The sequence below is a fragment of the Siphonobacter sp. BAB-5405 genome (genome assembly GCF_002872335.1).
Lineage (GTDB): Bacteria > Bacteroidota > Bacteroidia > Cytophagales > Spirosomataceae > Siphonobacter.
Genome location: NZ_NJAG01000007.1, coordinates 228,900 through 245,367, shown reverse-complemented (window position 1 = coordinate 245,367; position 16,468 = coordinate 228,900). Strand labels below are relative to the sequence as shown.

General features: G+C 46.9%; 14 protein-coding genes. 7 read left to right on the top strand and 7 right to left on the bottom strand.

Features of this window, described 5'->3' with window-relative positions:
• Positions 1 to 616: 616 nt before the first annotated feature.
• Both BWI97_RS07500 and BWI97_RS07495 read left to right on the top strand, forming a co-directional pair.
• Entirely contained in the window at positions 617 to 1,390 is a 774-nt protein-coding gene (locus BWI97_RS07500; protein WP_102200574.1) for a response regulator, read from the top strand.
• A 193-nt stretch (positions 1,391 to 1,583) separates the two neighbouring features.
• Positions 1,584 to 3,239 (top strand): sensor histidine kinase, encoded by a 1,656-nt coding sequence (locus BWI97_RS07495; RefSeq protein WP_158242713.1) that lies wholly within the window; start codon positions 1,584 to 1,586, stop codon positions 3,237 to 3,239.
• 47 nt (positions 3,240 to 3,286) lie between these two features.
• Here BWI97_RS07495 and BWI97_RS07490 read toward each other — a convergent pair whose 3' ends face one another.
• Positions 3,287 to 4,750 (bottom strand): MFS transporter, encoded by a 1,464-nt coding sequence (locus tag BWI97_RS07490; RefSeq protein WP_094810769.1) that lies wholly within the window; start codon positions 4,748 to 4,750, stop codon positions 3,287 to 3,289.
• A gap of 114 nt (positions 4,751 to 4,864) precedes the next feature.
• Between BWI97_RS07490 and BWI97_RS07485 the strand changes: the two genes are divergently transcribed.
• Both BWI97_RS07485 and BWI97_RS07480 read left to right on the top strand, forming a co-directional pair.
• Positions 4,865 to 6,067, top strand: coding sequence for a hypothetical protein (locus BWI97_RS07485; RefSeq protein WP_233207775.1), 1,203 nt, complete (start codon positions 4,865 to 4,867; stop codon positions 6,065 to 6,067).
• Between the two features lie 130 nt (positions 6,068 to 6,197).
• Positions 6,198 to 6,869 carry a hypothetical protein gene (locus tag BWI97_RS07480; RefSeq protein ID WP_094810703.1) on the top strand — a complete coding sequence of 224 codons (672 nt, stop codon included), beginning with the start codon at positions 6,198 to 6,200 and terminating at the stop codon, positions 6,867 to 6,869.
• Positions 6,870 to 6,917: 48 nt separating this feature from the next.
• On the opposite strand, the gene BWI97_RS07475 is transcribed toward BWI97_RS07480, so the two are convergent.
• Together BWI97_RS07475 and corA are read right to left on the bottom strand one after the other, a co-directional pair.
• Positions 6,918 to 9,260, bottom strand: coding sequence for a bifunctional UDP-N-acetylmuramoyl-tripeptide:D-alanyl-D-alanine ligase/alanine racemase (locus BWI97_RS07475; protein ID WP_102200572.1), 2,343 nt, complete (start codon positions 9,258 to 9,260; stop codon positions 6,918 to 6,920).
• Between the two features lie 96 nt (positions 9,261 to 9,356).
• Entirely contained in the window at positions 9,357 to 10,436 is a 1,080-nt protein-coding gene (gene corA / locus BWI97_RS07470) for a magnesium/cobalt transporter CorA (protein ID WP_102200571.1), read from the bottom strand.
• A 194-nt stretch (positions 10,437 to 10,630) separates the two neighbouring features.
• On the opposite strand from corA, the gene msrB reads away from it, so the two are divergent.
• Positions 10,631 to 11,182 carry a peptide-methionine (R)-S-oxide reductase MsrB gene (msrB, locus tag BWI97_RS07465; protein ID WP_094810699.1) on the top strand — a complete coding sequence of 184 codons (552 nt, stop codon included), beginning with the start codon at positions 10,631 to 10,633 and terminating at the stop codon, positions 11,180 to 11,182.
• Between the two features lie 119 nt (positions 11,183 to 11,301).
• On the opposite strand, the gene BWI97_RS07460 is transcribed toward msrB, so the two are convergent.
• Entirely contained in the window at positions 11,302 to 12,018 is a 717-nt protein-coding gene (locus tag BWI97_RS07460) for a YebC/PmpR family DNA-binding transcriptional regulator (protein ID WP_094810697.1), read from the bottom strand.
• A gap of 59 nt (positions 12,019 to 12,077) precedes the next feature.
• Here BWI97_RS07460 and BWI97_RS07455 point away from each other — a divergent pair, with 59 nt between their 5' ends.
• Positions 12,078 to 12,527: a hypothetical protein gene (locus BWI97_RS07455; protein WP_158242712.1), complete on the top strand. Its 450-nt coding sequence runs from the start codon at positions 12,078 to 12,080 to the stop codon at positions 12,525 to 12,527.
• Between the two features lie 132 nt (positions 12,528 to 12,659).
• Here BWI97_RS07455 and BWI97_RS07450 read toward each other — a convergent pair whose 3' ends face one another.
• The 3 genes from BWI97_RS07450 to BWI97_RS07440 form a co-directional block, all read right to left on the bottom strand.
• Complete coding sequence (locus BWI97_RS07450) at positions 12,660 to 13,055, bottom strand: Hsp20/alpha crystallin family protein (protein ID WP_102200570.1); 396 nt, start codon at positions 13,053 to 13,055, stop codon at positions 12,660 to 12,662.
• A gap of 278 nt (positions 13,056 to 13,333) precedes the next feature.
• Positions 13,334 to 14,056, bottom strand: a complete 723-nt coding sequence (locus BWI97_RS07445) for a carboxypeptidase-like regulatory domain-containing protein (RefSeq protein ID WP_158242711.1) — start codon at positions 14,054 to 14,056, stop codon at positions 13,334 to 13,336.
• Positions 14,057 to 14,306: 250 nt separating this feature from the next.
• Entirely contained in the window at positions 14,307 to 14,903 is a 597-nt protein-coding gene (locus tag BWI97_RS07440; RefSeq protein ID WP_094810689.1) for an outer membrane beta-barrel protein, read from the bottom strand.
• A gap of 142 nt (positions 14,904 to 15,045) precedes the next feature.
• Between BWI97_RS07440 and BWI97_RS07435 the strand changes: the two genes are divergently transcribed.
• A complete protein-coding gene (locus BWI97_RS07435) occupies positions 15,046 to 16,389 on the top strand; it encodes an FAD-binding domain-containing protein (protein ID WP_102200568.1) in 1,344 nt (447 codons plus the stop codon).
• Positions 16,390 to 16,468: the final 79 nt, after the last annotated feature.

Sequence of the window (16,468 nt, the reverse complement as noted above, 5' to 3'; positions counted from 1 at the left end):
TGAGTATGTTTTGAATAAGAGCCTTGATTCCGGTTTGAATTAACCCATGCATGATACTCTGAGCGAAGGGGGGAGGTTTTTTATAAGAGGGCAAACGAGTAAGAAGCTGAACCCTTTCAATTAGAGTATGGTCCGTACAATTGGGGTCACAACCCGCATTCATCAGTAGCTATAGACTTCTGGTGAACGAGCCTTCGTAACAGTTCTACCCTGGTTACCTGATTTACTGTTTAAATGCTTGCCTATGACCGCCACCACCACCCGTTGTCCGTATTGCAAGGCTACTGAAATCGAACGTCGTCGTCGCCCTGCCCTGGTTCGCACTGTACTTTTTTTCATACCAATTAAATGGTTCCTGTGTTTAAGGTGCCGCCGTTTTTTTACCCGCCTATAGTAAAGATTATTTTTGTAACATTATGTGCACGAAACGGGGCCCCTTCGGTCCCGTTTATTAGTTTTACACCTTTAAGAAACCACCAATAATTTAAACTTAACCTGTAGAAATTCAATTTTATTCAGATAGATTCGTAGATGCTTAAGCGATAGGAATAGTGAGTAGTAGTAAATACCTCAATTCAAGTCTTATTTGACATTTGTTTAGTAAAAATTGACGAGTATGTCAGAGAATCAAATCCGTGTATTGATTATTGAAGATGAGGCAGTACTGGCGATGGATTTGTGTGATACCCTTGAGGCTGAGGGTTATGAAGTAGTAGGAATGGCCAACAATGGTCGGAGAGCCCTGGAAATCTATCAGAAAAATCAGGTTGATTTAGTGCTTTGTGATATTAATATCAAAGGTGATTGGGATGGCATCGAAACCATTAATCATCTATTGGCTTTTCGTCCGGTTGCTGTTATTTACATTACTGCTTTAGCGGATAAAGAAACCCGCGATCGGGCTAAACTTACCTTTCCAGCAGCGTATCTTTTTAAGCCTGTTAATACGGCAAATTTGAATATTGCTATTGAACTGGCCATTCAAAACTTCTCCGTTCGTGAAGGAAATAATTCGCTCAAAGATGCCGTTAAAGCATCGGAAAAAGACACCCTGTCCCGCGAAGTTATTCTGAAAATAGATCAGTCTATTTTTATCAAACATAATTATCAGTTTGTGCGAATTGATGCCGCAGATATTCTGTACCTGGAAGCGGATAATACGCATACCACCATTGTAACGAATGAGCGAAAATATTCCATTCGATTAACGCTAAGTATGACGCTACACCGATTAGCCATCGAAAAGCTTATTCGGGTTCATCGCTCGTACGCTCTGAACATTCGTAAAATCAAGAGTTTTAATGAACGCGAAGTGATGGTGGATATGATTGCTATTCCGCTGGGAAGGCAATACAAAGATGAATTTATGCGGATTTTTCAGATTCAGTAAGTTTCTACACCCCTATCTACCCGCCAGGAAAATGTCCCTTTTGAAAGTAGTATTACTTTTTTGCCTCGGAAGTGTATCGCTTGCCGGGTGGGCCCAGTCGTCCGTTGATCAATCCTACAACGAATACTTAAAAACGGTTGAGAATTTACCAGCGAAAGCTCAGTTTGACTCGCTTTCTGAGTACGAAAGCAGAATGCGAAATCGTACGCAATTCGCGGAAGCAAAAATGGCGATTGAAGCATTAGTACGCATTGCTGAAAAAACGAAAGATTCTGTTCAGCTGGCACGTGCCTATTTCTCTTTTGGTATGCTTGAAATGGATAAAAGCAATCCTGCTGAAGCTATTTTGTATTATCAAAAAGCACTGGAGATTAGCCAGCAAATGAAACAGGTAAAAAAGCAAACCATTATGCTGGACTATATTGGGTTTGCTTACGTTTCACTGAAAGAATATCCCTCGGCTGAAAACTATTTCAAGAAAGGGCTGAAACTGGCTGAGCAGATCAAAGATAAAGAAATGATTGGTCAGTTTAATATGGAGCTGGCAACGGTAGAGGACATGCGTAAAAACTTTGCCAAGGCTCTTCAATATAATCAGAAAGCCCTGGATTACAGTGAAGGGGAAGCGAAGAAGAGTACCATTTTGTTAAACAGAGCCATTATCTATAAAAATGCGGGTCAATTTGAGCAATCTGAACAAACGTATCAGGAATGTTTACGGCTCGCCGATAAATTGAACATGGATTATTTAAGAGGCTATGTTTACATTAACTATCCCAATACACTGATTAAATTAAACCGCATTGACGAAGCAGAAAAATACGCACATAAAGCCTTAGCCTGGTCTAAAAATCAGCCGGAAAAATATCGATTCTACGTTGAGGTTTACGATATATTGACGCGTATTGCAGAACACCGGAATCAATATAAGGAAGCCCTGAATTATCATAAGGAATGGGTAGTCGCCCGTGACAGTGTAACCAGTTTCGATAAGAAGCAGCAACTGATAGAAGCGGAAACCCGCTTTCGTACGGAAGAAAAAGAGTTGGAAATCAAGCGATTGGATGATGAAAATGAATTAAAGTCCCGGCAGTTCTGGTGGTTATTGGGAGGAATGAGTATTCTGATTTTGTTGCTGGTCGTAGCAGCCGTACAGTATCGAATCATTCGCAGGGGTAATCAGCAATTAGAAAAAACAAACCGGGCTTTATCGGAGCGAAACACGATCGTCAGTGAACAATCGGAACAACTCAAAAATCTGATGAAGGAACTGCACCATCGGGTAAAGAATAATCTTGCTATTATTTCCAGTTTGTTACGTCTGCAATCAACCCGACTGGAGGATGAAGGAGCCGTACGAGCCGTTCGGGAAGGGCAGCAGCGGGTAGAAGCGATGTCTTTAATTCACCAGCGTTTGTACGAAAGTGATAACGTAACGAAGGTCAATATGAAAGAGTACATTCATGACCTCGTACAGGGGTTATTCTATGCGTACGGATTTAAGGAAGAAAACTTTGATCTGGAAGTAGATATTGTATCCGTAGAGCTGGACGTAGAAGTAGCGGTACCTCTGGGGTTAATCATGAATGAAATTATTACGAATGCCTTTAAGCATGCCTTTGATCAGATTTCAAAACCCAGTTTGAGTATTATTCTCAACGAAACGGATCAATTGCATTTAGAGATTAAAGATAATGGTCCGGGTATCGATATGAACGCCTGGAAAAAACCTACCGGATCGTTTGGTAAGCGGTTGATTCTGTTACTAAGTGAACAGATTGGAGCAATTCTGAATGTACGTAATGAAAACGGTACCCGGTTTGATTTAATCATGCCCGTACAAGAGTAAAAGAAACGTCCCTGCTGATGGTATGATCCAAGCAGGGACGTTTTATTTTAATCCTCCAGCCGTTTTCCAGCGGTCTCTTTAATGTAAATCATTCCGACAATAAAGGTCATGGCCGTCAGGAAAATCGGGTAATAAACACCGGCAAATTTTGAGCCAGTCAAACTGCCCAGCCAGGTCGCTACAAAAGGGGAACAGCCACCAAAAATACCGTTCGCAACGTTATACGGAATGGAAAGCGAGGTGTACCGGATTTTAGTTGGAAATAACTCTACCAGAAATGCGGCAATCGGTCCGTAAGCCATGGTGGCGAATAGTACCTGTATGAAAACCAGTAATCCTAATAACCAGAGGGTTTGCGTGGGCAGACGAACTTCCGTTCGTTCATCTACTTGTTGATTAGGTAGTTTTACAGTAGTCTGAGTAATCACTTTGCCATCTTCAAAGGTGGTTACTTTCGAAGTATCCTTAATTACGGTCTGAAGAATCGTACCACCATTTACCAGTCGATCCATACCTTGGTAGAGAGGGTACAAAAACAGACTAGCCCCCAACAGTCCGGCCATCATCACTTTCTTTCGGCCAATTTTATCCGATAAAGCACCAAAGATGACGAAGAAAGGCGTAGCACAGGTAACGGCAATGGCCATGACGGTTTGAGCCGACCCGTACTCGACATTCAAAATTTTTGTAATAAAGATCTGAGCGTAAAACTGACTCGTATGCCAGATGGCACCCTGTCCAATGATCGCCCCGAACATCGCAATCAGCATGAGTTTGACGTTGTCGCGGCTCTTGAAACTATCGCGGAGGGGTGTTTTGGATAGATTTCCTTCTTTTTTAAGTTTAGCAAACGCGGGCGACTCATCCATGTTTCGCCGGATGAAGTAGGAGAGTACTACTAAAGCTCCCGATAAAGCGAAAGGCAATCGCCAGCCCCAGTCATTGAAAGCTGATTTACCGAGGGCATACTGACAACCCAAAATCACCAGAATGGAAACGAAGAAGCCAATGGAAGCCGTCGTTTGAATGAAACTGGTATAGCGTCCCCGTTGGTTATCGGGCGAATGTTCGGCTACATAGGTCGCCGCTCCGCCGTATTCACCACCTAAGGCCAGTCCTTGTAAAACGCGTAAAACCAGCAATAAAACGGGAGCCATCAAGCCAATGGAACCATACTGAGGAATGAAGGCAATGGCAAACGTACTGCCCCCCATGAGTACCAGCGTCACCAGAAACGTGTACTTGCGGCCAATCATATCGCCTAATCGACCAAATACGACCGCTCCAAAGGGGCGGGCCACAAAACCGGCTCCATGCGTAGCCAGCGTACTCAAGAAAGCGGCGGTAGGGTTATCCGGTGGGAAAAACTTAGTGGAAATAATAGCGGCCAGACTGCCAAAAATGTAGAAATCGTACCATTCGATGACTGTACCGGCCGAAGAGGCAAAAATAACTTCCCACAATCGACGCTTTGTAACGTTTGGGCCGTTTGGTAAACTTTTGGTTTGCATGAATAGAGGTTTAAGAAATACTGGAGGCTGCGTTTTTCCCAAAATAATGTTATTTCGTTGAATATTGGATGTAAAAGCCCCGATTGGTCGCTGATTTACGTCTGCTTTTATCTTATGTCACTGATTACCACTCTTGCCCGACCCGAAGTTCAGGCATTCATTCAGCAACACCAGAATGACGACTGGCAGAAATTACTGCTCGGGGCTTCCCGGTACCCGGATCTGCCCATTCGGGAAATAGCCCAGCAGATTCAATGCGGCCAGAAAGCCCGGACAAAATTGCCCCACTGGGCCGCTCAACCGGGGGTTCTTTTTCCGAGTATACTTTCACTGGAACAATCTTCTTCCGAACGAACCGCTCGCTGGAAGGCAAGTCTCATGCAGGGCGATCGGTACGCCGATTTAACAGGGGGCATGGGCGTCGATTTCTGGGCGGCCAGTGCCCGATTCAAGCGGGCTACGTACTGCGAACAACAAACGGAATTAGCCGAGTTGACGGAATACAATTTTAGGCAGTTAAGTAGGACTGAGGGTATTATGTGGGTAAGGGGAAACGGAATGGACTGGCTCGAACAAAGTACCGAAACCTTCGACTGGCTTTATCTGGATCCGGCTCGTCGAGACCGCAGTAGTCAGAAGGTAGTCCAGTTAGCCGATTGTGAACCGAATGTACTGGAACATAAAGATTTATTACTGGGGAAAGCAGCCGATGTATTGGTGAAAGTGTCACCCATGCTGGACATCGATCTGGCAGTGAAACAATTGGATTGCGTAGCCCACGTCTACGTGGTAGCCGTGGATGATGAAGTGAAAGAATTATTACTACACTTGCGGAGGGTACCGCAGGAACCTGAAATTACGGCGGTACACCTGCTACGAAATGGGCAGGAGCAGCGGTTCTCCTTCCGACGATCGGAAGAGCAGTCGTATACCGCTCCTTTTTCTCCACCCCTGACGTACCTCTACGAGCCCAATGCGGCTCTGTTAAAAGTCGGAGCTTTTAAACGAATCGCTCAGGGAGGCTTGTATAAATTGGCTCCGAGTAGTCACCTGTATACTTCGGAGGCACTCGTACCCGATTTTCCCGGTCGAACGTTTCGAATAACGGCGGTAACGAAAGCGGATAAAAAAGAGATTCGGCGATGGGTGCCTGAAGGGAAAGCGAACCTGACGGTACGTAACTTTCCCATGAGTGTCGCGGATCTCCGTAAAAAGCTTAACCTGAATGAAGGGGGGAACCAGTACTTATTTGCCACCAGTGATCAGCGGCAAAATAAGCTTATCCTGATCACGGAAAAAGTACAGACCACACCCTAAGTATTTTTATTTAATTTTTTCGTACCAATTGTTTTTTAGCATACATTCGATGGGACGATAATCCAGCTAACGCAGGCTCTGTCCTTTGTTCTATTCCATCTTAGTTTTATAAAAAATGATACGTAAGACCATGAAAATGTTACCTGTATTGGGCTTGTTATTGCTGGGATCAGTAGTCTCCGCTCAGGTTTCGGTGAAACCCGTTGAACAGGAAATTGCCAAAGTAAAGCGGACGGGTTATGTGACGACATCGTCGGTTGCGGAGAAAATTATTGAAGAAGCCTGGAAGAAGAAACTCAGTCAATACGGACGGGTACTGAGTGAACGGGGAGGAGTGTACAAAGTGGAATATGCCAAAGTGCCCTTCTACGATAAAAATGTATTGATTGTCAGTCAGCTGGATACCCGGCGGGGCAGTACGTCAATCTTCATGTCCGTTGATCTGGGGAATTATGAATACGCTTCGAGTACCAACAATTACGGACGGGAGGTAGAAGATATTCTGCGGGATTTCCATAAGGACATTGATTACCAGTCGCAGGTAGCCGAGGCGGATAAAGGCCTCAAAGAAGCCAGCGACAAACAACGGGAGGTCGTACGGAAATCAGATCGGAACCTTCGTAATCTGAAAGATAATCACTCCGAGAAAATCAAATTACTAAAGCGACTCGAAGACAATGAAAAAGAGCTGATTCAACTCCGGGCCGATAGTGTGCAGTTATACAGCGATGTACAACAGGTAAACCAGCAGGTAGAAGATCAAAAGAAGAACGTAGATACGGTGAAGAACCGAAAACCTTAACGAGCTAAAAGCGAAGGCCCCCGGCAATGTTGCCGGGGGCCTTCGCTTTTAATTACCTTCCCGGTAGAAAACCCGGCTGACCCGCTCGCCTACGTTTGTCAGAATTTCGTAGGGAATGGTACCACTCCAGGAAGCCAGATCACGAATGGAGGGGTAATCCCCAAAGATGATCACTTCGTCCCCTTCCGAGCAGTCAATGTCCGTAACATCCACCATACTCATATCCATGCAGATATTGCCGACGATGGGGCATAACTGACCCTGAATCAATACCTTACCGGTACCCCGACTGAATTTACGATCAAAGCCGTCGGCGTAGCCAATGGCAATGGTGGCAATCCGGGAATCCCGGGATAATACGCCCCGGCGACCGTAGCCAACCGTTTCGGTTTGGGGGACTTCCTTAATCTGCGAAATCACCGTTTTAAGCGTACCTACCGTTTTCAGGTTTTCCTGATCCTCCGGTAAGACCGCCGTACCGTACAACCCTTTGCCAAGCCGAATCATGTCGAAGCGGGCTTCGGGAAAACGGGCCAGTCCCGGCGAATTCGCCAGGTGTCGAATGGGCTGGTAGGGGAGAACGGCCGTAATGTGGTCGGCCATAAACGTATACCTGGAAATTTGCTGATGCGTGAAAGCATCGTGCTCGGCTTCGTCGGCGGCCGCCAGGTGACTAAAAATGGAAGCAATGCGAATTTCCGGATGCTGACTGATTTGATCGGTTAGCCAGTCCAGGTGTTTTCCTTCAAAACCCAACCGATGCATGCCCGTATCCACTTTGATGTGAACGGAAGTGGAAAGCTGACGGTCGCCGAGAAAATCAACAAATTCCTGCCAGTGGCGGGGACTGTAAATTTCCGGTTCCAGCTGGTAATCGAGTACCTGCTGAAAATTTTCCGGCGAGGTATTCAAAACCAGAATGGGCAGCTGAATACCAGCTTTACGCAAACGAACGCCTTCGTCCGGATACGCTACGGCAAGGTAATCGACGCGGTGGAATTGTAAGAGATTCGCCACTTCCTCGATACCGCTTCCGTAGGCAAAGGCCTTCACCATGACCATGATTTTGGTCTGACGACCAATTTTTTCCCGGAAATAATTCAGGTTATGGGATAAAGCATCCAGGTTTACTTCCAGAATGGTTCCGTGCGTTCGCAGCGAAAGTTTCCGAATGATATCTTCAAAATGGAAGGTACGGGCCCCTTTGACCAGCACGACACTGTCACTGAAATCAGAAGTACGGTATTTCGCCAGAAAGGCTTCGGTACTTTCAAAAAACTTCGCGGGCAGAGCAAAGGCCATCTGGTTGCGTTGCAGGGCTTCGCCGATGCCAATCAGCTGATTTACGCCTTTGTCTTTCAGCAACTGGGCAATCTGCGTATACAACTCGCTCTCGTTTACCCCGCTTTGCAGGAGGTCTGAAAGTATGACCACTTTGTGCGGACGTTCGTGCTGATTCGACAGAAAATCCAAGGCCATTTTCAGACCAGCCAGATCATTATTGTAACTGTCGTCAATCAGGTAACAATCATTGATGCCTTCTTTCAACTCCAGCCGCATCGATACGGGACGCAGGGCATAAATGCGTCGCTGAATTTCTTCGTCCGGAATTCCAAAATGACGTAAGAGGACAATGCAGTGGTTGAGGTTTTCCCACCAGGCCTGACTGATGTTACTCTGGGTAGTGAAGGAATGCCAGGCTTCGGTTTTCGACCAGCCGAGAATCTGGCAATCCGCGGGCAGAAAGTCGGGCAGTTCCGCCGTGATTTCCGTAAAGTCGCGGCAGTACACGAAAGTTTTGACGTGACGGAATAACTCCAGCTTTTCCCGGATTTTCTGTCGACGATCCTGAAAAGCTTCGTCGTGAGCTGTACCAATGTTGGTGAAAATGCCAATGGTAGGCTGGATTACCGCTTCCAGATGAGCCATTTCACCGGGCTGTGAAATACCCGCTTCGAAAATGCCCAGCGTATGATGAGCGTCAAGCGACCACACGGACAGCGGTACGCCCAACTGGGAATTATAACTCTTGGGACTTCGGCAAATCACAAAGTCCGGACTGAGCAGCTGAGCTAGCCATTCTTTCACGATGGTTTTTCCGTTGGAACCCGTAATGCCAATAACGGGAATAGAAAAAGCCCGACGATGCTCGGCGGCTACTTCCTGTAAAGCATGAATGGCATTGGGCACCACATGAAACTGAGCCTCTGGAAAAGCCTGCGTCTGAAATTGGGCCTCTTCAATAACGAATTCCCGAACGCCCTTTCGGTACAACTCAGGAATAAAGGTATGTCCATCGTGGTGCGGCCCCCGGATGGCGAAAAATACAGAATCAGCGGGACTGGTAATCTGACGGCTGTCGGTAAGTAAATAGCGAGCAGAAATGGTCATGTACTGCGAATAAAAACGATACGATAATGAAAGTCCGGCGTTACTACGGGTCCGTAATGTATAAAGAAAGCAACGAAGGAACCAACAAAAACGTTGCTACAGCCAGTGTTTTCGCCGGAACCAGAGTAGCATGATCACGACCATCACCGCCATCAGACCCATCGCGAAAGGATAGCCGTACCGCCAGTGTAGTTCTGGCATGTATTCAAAATTCATCCCATAGATACCGGCTACGAAGGTCAATGGCATGAAGATGACCGATATGATGGTCAGTACTTTCATTACATTGTTCAGCCGGTTACTAATGGTCGAATTGTACAGATCCATCAAACTGGTCATCTGGTCGCGGTAGAGTTCTACAGTTTCGTTTACCTGATTGATGTGATCGTACAAATCCCGCAGATAAATTTCCGTATTGGCTGAAATCAGCGACTGCCCGTTCAGGGGAGCTTCCCGCGAAAGACTCAGGGTAATTTCCCGTAGTGGCGTAACCACTTTCCGCATCACGCCCAGTTCGCGTTTAACGGTATAAATCTCTTCGAGGTGCTTCTGCTCGGCATTTTTAAACAGGGCCTCTTCGAGCCGATCCAGGTTTTCTTCCACACAATCCAGCACCCGGAAATACTGATCTACTACTACATCCGCCAGGGCATACAGCAGATAGTCCGCTCCATTTTGCCGCGTTTTGCCGGCACCGGCTTCAATACGTTTTCGGATCACTTCAAAAATATCCCGGCTCCGTTCTTCCTGGAACGAAAGTACCCAGCGAGGCCCCAGTACCAGGGCTACGTGTTCAGGTTCTACCTCACGCGTGTGGGGATTATACTCCAGCCACTTCAGTACGATGAACAGGGTATTCTCCCCGAAAAACTCAAACTTGGGCTTTTGCAGCGTGTTTAGAATATCCTCCTGCATGAGCGGGTGAAGCTGATACAGGCGACCGATTTCAGCAATGACTTCGGGTTTATGAATGCCGTCGATATTCAGCCAGGTGATCCCCGTTGTCGAAGGGCTGGCTTCGGAATAGTTCTGTACAATTTTCTTTTGATGCCCTTCCAGCGTAAAATCAATCCGGGTAATTTTAATTTGATTATCAAGGGGCAATCCTATGTATTGAAGCGTACCGGGTGAAGTTCCCAAATTTTTACGCTCGATTTTATGATTACGTGAAGACATGAAGATGCGATAGTGAATGGACCGTTTGCCTAAGAAGGGTGGTCCATGGTACGGAACTATAAACGTAAAAATCTGGGCTAGGTTTAGTACGGGCAGGGATATTTCAGGGCACCAAAAAACTTACGCAGTCCCGAACGTTGCCCTATCGTTTAGGGTTTAAGTACTAAAGGCATAACATTTTTCTAAAACCGGCTATGAAAGCAACGCTGCTGAGTTTGTTTATGGTCTGTACCATGGTTGTTATGGGCAGTTGCCAATCTCAATCACAGGATAAGAAGCCCAAGAAAATGGACGTAAAAACGAAGAATCCCTATTATTCCCGCACCGATACTACGAAACTGAACGTATCCGATGCCGAATGGAAAAAAGTACTCGAACCCGAAGTATATGCCGTAGCCCGGGAAGCGGCCACTGAATGGGCCTTCCGGGGTAAGTACTGGAACTTTACGGGCCGCGGTACGTACTATTGTGCGGCTTGCGGTAATGCTCTGTTTAAGTCAGATGCCAAATTTGCCAGCAGTTGCGGATGGCCCAGCTTCTTCGAAACGATGCGGCCGCACAGCGTCGAGTACAAGGAAGATCGTTCGCACGGCATGAATCGGATCGAAGTTTTATGCGGACGTTGCGGCGGTCACCTGGGTCACCTGTTTGATGACGGTCCGGCTCCTACGCACAAACGCTATTGCATGAACTCCGTTGTGATGGATTTTGAACCGGATGATAAGAGTCAGCAGGCGGTGAAGTAGGGCAAGGTTTGAAAGGTTTGAACGTTTGAATAAGAAGAGCCTTCTGCGGATGATACTACCAACAAAAAGGGCGGTAAACCAGAGTTACCGCCCTTTTTGTTGGTATCAATCAGTACCGATTAACGCATGTTGTGATACACGTTCTGAACGTCGTCGTCTTCCTCGATACGTTCAATCAGTTTATCCATGTCAGCGGCTTCTTCTTCGGAGAGTTCTTTCGTATCGTTGGGGATACGCTCGAAATCGGCTCCCTGAATTTCGTAACCGTTCTCTTCCAAGAAATGTTGTAAGCCACCAAAAGCGGTAAATTCGCCGTAAATAATGACCTGATCCGTTTCTGGATCCAGAAATACTTCTTCTGCACCGAAATCAATCAGTTCGAGTTCCAGCTCTTCAATGTCCAGCCCCGGCCTATTGGCAATCTTGAATACGGATTTACGATCAAAGATAAAATCCAGCATCCCAGACGTACCCAGACTACCACCCAGCTTGTTGAAGTAGCTACGGATGTTGGCTACCGTCCGGTTGGTGTTGTCGGTCGTGCATTCAATCAAAACGGCGATACCGTGCGGGCCGTAGCCTTCGTATACTACCTCTTTGTAGTCTTCCTGATCTTTCGCCGTCGCTCGTTTAATGGCCCGATCTACGTTGTCTTTGGGCATGTTCGCCGCTTTCGCGTTTTGAATCATGGCCCGCAGGCGTGAGTTGGAGTTGGGATCAGAACCACCACTTTTTACCGCCAGCGTAATGTCTTTACCGATTCGGGTAAAGGTTTTGGCCATTTGGCCCCATCGTTTGAACTTACGGGCTTTTCGGAATTCAAAAGCTCTTCCCATACTAAGTAGTTAATCGTTATTGAGTTGTCCGTTACAAATTATTCCAGCGAACCTATTTTTTGCAAAAGTACAAAAGTAGCCTCACTTCCGAATGCGTAGGGGCGGGAAGCTGGAATAGTCTTTTCGTTTTCTTAGGGAAACGAACTATTGATATTGTCATGAATACGAATCAGGAAGAAAATCCCCGCAAAGAACCCCAGCATGATCTGGAGTGGCAGGAAGATAATCAGCACAAGCATCATTACCAAGCTCTGGAAAAACGTGACCCGGAAAAAGGCTATAGCACCGACCCCGGTCAGGGTGATCCGGGCGTAAGCTATCCCCTTCGCGATGAGGACATGGACCGTCAGGTACAGGATCCGGTAGCTGAAGCCGAAAACCTCAAGGAAAGCTACGAAATGGCCCACGATGAGGGCGGCGAGGAGCAGGAAGTGAAAAATGAAGAACCCGTCCCGATTGCCGATACTGTAATGACCGATCGAAAGGAATCGGCTGACCGGAAGGAATAAAAAAAGAGGCTTCTAATTACTAGAAGCCTCTTTTTTTATGAGTCTGAACGCCCCTCAGAGCGTTGGCAGATATTCTTATAGGTTAACGTATTTCTAAGCAATCCCAGTCCAAAAGAAAGACCAAACAATTACTTATTCCCAATCAAGATCAATGTGACGTTGTAATCCTTCATCTTCGCTGAAAGGCAGGAATACTCGCCAACGTCCGTTGCGGTAACGGGCCGAAATATGTTCGACGTCTACGTCACTCGGAATCAACAGATCGCCCACCGTGTAAGGTAAGAAGCTTTCTACTTCTTCCTCTTCGTTTACTTTCAATACAGGGTGCAGGGTGTACAGCCATAAGTGGCCGTTTTCAATATCAACCTGTAAGTCATCAGGATCAACGCCTGGCATTTTTACAAATACTTCATAGCCCGCCTCGCCGCGGTTTACCCAGACTAATGATTCAGTCCGACCACCGTTCAACGTATTTGCAAAGTCTATATTAGCGAGAATTTCTTTCGGTACTGAGATTTGCGGTTTCATGGCTTTATGGGTTTTTCCCTTATATAGAAAAACACCTTTCCAGAAGAAGACTCAAGCCAAACTGGCAGAATTATGTAGACCTATTTCTACGATTTCTGTTATTTTGACAGGTAAAATGGGGCCTGTAGCGTCATAAACCTATTTTATAGCGGATTAGTACAAGAGCTGTTCAGGCGACTTACCAAAAGAAAAGACGAGTGAATTGGCGAATAAAGATCTAAAAAAAGGGAGGCTGATTTCACGAACCAGCCTCCCTAATAATATAGCTTCTTAAACCTTTAATTGTTTCGACGTTGTTGCCGGATGTATGAATCCCGGTTGGTATTCAGCGTAGGAGCGTCTTTGTAAATCTCCTTCCAGGAGTTGTCTTTCAGGGCTCCATCCTTCACTGATTTAATCCAGCTCGCCCAGGCCAGCGGATTGAAGAAAGGGATGGTACTCGCAAAACCTTTATTGGCGTTGTAGTTGCTAATCTGATTCTGAGAAGCCTGGAAGCTGGAGTTTACACCTGAGCCCTGCATGGCTCCCATTCTGCGTAAGTAATCGGGATCCATGTTGCGAGCCAATGCTTCGCGTTCCTGCTGATCGGGTAAGTTCATGGTCAGGAATTCCTTCTTGAACTCTTCGAAATTCCGGAAAGGATAAACTTTCACCTCCCGCAGTGTAATAGCATCCTCCCGTAACTGAATCTTGGCCGAATAGGAGGGCTCGTTATAGTTTTTTGGAATGATCAGGTATTGTCTGCGATAACCCGTATAGCTAAAGATGATACTATCACCCGGAAAAACAGGAATGTTAAAGAAACCATTGTTGGAGGTAACCGTACCCCGTCCCGTGTTGGCAATATTGATCGTAGCGGAGGGCAAAACTTCGGATTGCTTTCCACCCACAACTACGCCGGAGAACTGAATCGCTTTAACTTGCCCCTGGGCCATGCCGTGCTCTGCGGATAAACCCACAAGCAGAAGGGCCGAAAGTGCTATGATTAATCGTTTTGTCATGCAGAATAAAGAATTGCCCTTGGCAAATGTTACTGTAAACAAATGTATTGCTTTTCGACGAGTATTCATGGCTACTATCAGATTTTAGAGGATGAAACCCCGTATTTCCTCTCCCAAAATCTACAATCGTACCAAACGCGTGCCATTGCCGAAACGCAGGCGGAGGCTCCGGGGGGCAGATGTAAAAAGACGCTCGCAGGTTGCATCCTACGGGCGTCTTTTTTATTCTTTTTATTTTCCTGAATAACGACTACTCTTTGTAAAAATTATAAATCAGCGAAATCTGAACGGCCTGATTGTAGAAATTTACACCGGGTTCGGTCGTAATCACATTATTAAAACCACGGCTATAGCGTAAGTTCAGGCTAATCTTGTCGGCAGCATCCATGAAGTCATACCGAAGACCAGCGGTAAATCCGTAGTCACTGCGGTTGTTAGGTCCACGGGGCGTGCTTTCCGGGCCGTTGATGGCGTAGGCATACTCCGGACCCGCTTCCAGTGTCAATCCTTCGGTGATAACGTAGCCAAATACGGCAGCTCCGGTGGCATAGTAGAAGGAGTTACGGGTGACGACATTATTGGCTTTCAGAGCACCGCCGCGTTGCGTTAAGACCACTTCTGGTTGAATCACAAATTTATTGAAACGCTGGCGGTAAAACCCACCAAGGTGCAGGCCTGAATTAAAGCGGGAAACAACGTCGCCTTTCGGACTGCGAATGGTATAACCTGAAGTAAGCCCGGCTTTTAAACCATAGTGAGGCTTGAGGTGTAGCACCTGAGCAGAAGCTTCTGTACCAAGCAACGTAATGAAAATCAGGGACAAAAGGGGGAGAATTCGTCGAAGCATCGGCCGATGTATGTTCTAAATTTATTCACAAAACAAAGCTAAAACGGCCAGACGGTCAAATTCTATATGAATGAGCCTTTCTTTCGATGGCTCGAGTTGGTATACTTCTTTCGTTTTCAGCGAATAGAATGGCAGGATCAGTATGAATATTTTATGGTTTCAGCGAGATTTACGATGGTCGGATCATCTTCCGCTACAGGCGGCTCTGGCAGAAGGACAGGCAGTAGTATTGCTGTTTTGTTATGAACCGCTCTTGCTAAAAGATCCGCATTTTGATAAACGCCACGGGCGATTTATCCGGGAGTCACTTCAGGAGTTGTCGGCGGCCTTTCAGCAGCAGCATCACACCCTGCACATTATTCGGAATGACTTTCTGGCCGTACTGCAGCGGCTGCACCGCCGGTACGGCGTAGAAACTGTTTTCTCGTACGAAGAAACCGGACTGCCGGTGCTTCACCAACGCAACCAGGCCATTCAGGAATATTGTCACAACGAAGGAGTAGAGTGGGTACGCTTCCCGAAAGTCTCGGGAGCAGACCTTCAGGAAGCCGACGGCAAACGCCGCTGGCAGCAGGTGATGCGAAAACCCATACCACCGCTCGACTTATCGCAACTGAAAACCGTATCACTCGGGGCTGGCTTTACGGAACATCTGTCCGCCGTGGATGACTTGCATCCCTTTCATATTCGCGACTTCCATTTCCAACGTGGCGGCTTTACGCAGGCTCGGGAGTGGCTGACGAGTTTTATCAAAATCCGGTCGGTGCAATACAGCCGGGCGGAAGATAACCCGTACCTGAGTCGGTATAATGCCAGCCGGTTGTCCGCTTATTTGTCCTGGGGAAACCTTTCGGTTCGGGAAGTGTATCAGGCGGCGTCCAAAGCCATTAAGGAGGGCTTTTACAGCCATGATCTGAAACTGTTTCAGCAAAAACTCTGGCTACACGATCGGTTACAGGCTCGCTGGTACGAACCTGCTGTTGCTTCCCTTCCGGAGCGACGGGAGGAAGACGACCGGTTCGAAGCCTGGAAAACAGGGCAGACAGGTCTGCCGCTGGTAGATGCCGCGATGCGTTGTTTGCTCGAAACGGGTTATCTCATTCCCCGGTTACGAGAGCTATTGACTTCGGTACTGCGGCAACGCCTGCCTGAGTTCGAAGCCGAAGGCTGGCAGTGGATGGCCCGGCAATCCCTTGACTTTGATCCGATGCTTCTGGATGCCTATCGGAGTAGGCGTGCGAATAGAAAATTTCTAAATCCAGTAAAAGAGGCTCGTACCTTATCGGATGTCATACACTTTCTGCGGATCTGGTTGCCGGAACTGGCTCATCTGCCGCCACGTTTTCTGTACGAACCCTGGCGAATGCGACCTGCCGAGCAGCGACAGTACGGCGTGTATTTGGGCAGATCGTACCCAGTACCGCCCAGGAGTTGGATTCCACGCACGGTGCGGAAGCAAAGCATTGCTTCTAAAATTTCCCGGTAACGCCAGATACGAGTAACTGACTATGAAAACATTAGCGTTTGTTAACGACAATAACGCTTGATTTTTAGGAAAACAAAGC